The 1,754-nt window shown below is 76.6% G+C and carries 1 pseudogene; it reads right to left on the bottom strand.

What is annotated here, in order from left to right:
* Positions 1 to 242 precede the first annotated feature (242 nt).
* Positions 243 to 1,754 (bottom strand): annotated as a pseudogene (locus ABZ281_RS48155) (nickel transporter); the annotation flags it as partial.

The raw sequence follows: 1,754 nt of genomic DNA, 5'->3' as shown, positions 1-1,754 counted from the left end.
GGCGTTTGGTGCGTGCTCTCGGCGTGCCGGCCGGAAGCCCTCGTACTGGACGTACTTGGGGTTTCGGCCGGTGCGGCGAGTGGGGGCACCCCCTGCTCGAGCGGAGTCGAGAGCTCGGGGGAGCGTGCCGGGCGTCGTGACGGGGCGAACGTTGCCTGCCGCGGCACTAGGACCTGCCGGGCGGCGGGCGGGACAAGCCCTGGCAGGGGGTCCGGGGCGGCACGCCCGCACCCGCTGGTCGGTCAGTTGACGCCGATCCGGCTGAGCAGTTCGACGATCCGGGTCTGCACCTCGGAGCTGGTGGACCGCTCCGCGAGGAACAGCACCGTTTCCCCGGAGGCCAGCCGCGGCAGGTCGGCCTGGTCGACGGCGGCGGTGTAGACGACGAGCGGGGTGCGGTTGAGCTGCCCGTTCGCCCGCAGCCAGTCGACGATCCCGGCGAACCCCTCCTGCCGCCGTTGCACCTGCAGCAGGTCCATCACGACCAGGTTCGGCCGGAACTGTCCCGCCAGCGTCACCGCGTCCGCGTCACTCGCGGCCCGCGCGACCTGCATCCCGCGCCGCTCCAGCGTCGCCGTCAGCGCCAGCGCGATCTCCGCGTGCTCCTCGATCAGCAGCACCCTCGGCGGGTGCTGCTCACTGTCGCGCGGCGCCAGCGCCTTCAGCAGTACGGCCGGATCGGCGCCGTACGCCGCGTCCCGCGAGGCCTGTCCGAGTCCGGCCGTGACGAGGACGGGCACCTCGGCGGCCACGGCGGCCTGCCGCAGCGACTGCAGTGCCGTCCGCGTGATCGGCCCGGTCAGCGGGTCGACGAACAGCGCGGCGGGGAAGGCCGCGATCTGCGCGTCGACCTCCTCGCGCGAGTTCACGATCACCGGCCGGTAGCCGCGGTCGCTCAGCGCCTGCTGGGTGCTGACGTCCGGCGCCGGCCACACCAGCAGTCGCCGTGGGTTGTCCAGCGGCTCGGGCGGCAGTTCGTCGTCCATCGGCTGCGGTCGCGGCGGATCGGCCACCTCGACGGCCCCACCGGGCCCGTCCAGCGGCTCGGGTCCCTCGGCGGCGTTCTCGTCCGGGGCGCCTATGGCGTACGACCGTCCGCTGCCCTCGGTCATCTGCGCGAGGCGCGACTGACCGGCGAGGGACGGCTGCGCCGGGACGGGGGCGGTGGCCGGGGACGGAATCTGCGCGGCGACGGGCGCCGGCGTGTGATTGGCCGCCGGGTGCGGACGCGCGGCCTGATCCGGGCGGGACCCCTGGTCCCCCGGACGCGGCTGTCCCTGCTCAGGGCGGGCCGCCCGGTCCGCACGCGTCGCCGGGTCGGGCGGCGTGCCCAGCTTGCGGCGCCGGCCCGATCCCCCCGGCTGGTGCGGGGGAGGCGTCGCCGACTGCGGCGGAAGGGACTGCGGGACGGGCATGGCCGACGGCTGCTGCGCCTGGGCCGCCTGCCGGGTGAACGGCACGCCCTGGCCCAGCGTCCGCACGCTGATCGCCCGCCCCTGCGTCGAGTTCGGATCGACGGAGGGCGCCGAGGCCTCCGCGGGCAGCGGCTGAGCCGCCCGCGGCGCGCCCTCCGGCAGCAGCGGGGTGCCCGGCGCGGGGGTGTTCTGCTGCGGGGCCCGGGGCGCCGCGCCGTTCGGGGGCGCGGGGTGCGCGGCGCCGGTCCGGGACGCCTCGTCGGCGGCGGGCCAGGACTGGGCGGCCCGCACCCTGGACCGGATCGAGAACCTCCCCGCAGTGGCCTCGGTCGCCAGCCC

It is taken from the genome of Streptomyces sp. NPDC006265 (assembly GCF_040613555.1).
In the GTDB taxonomy this organism is placed as follows: domain Bacteria; phylum Actinomycetota; class Actinomycetes; order Streptomycetales; family Streptomycetaceae; genus Streptomyces.
The sequence above is the reverse complement of the archived record's forward strand: the minus strand, read 5'-3'. Positions and strand labels throughout refer to the sequence as shown.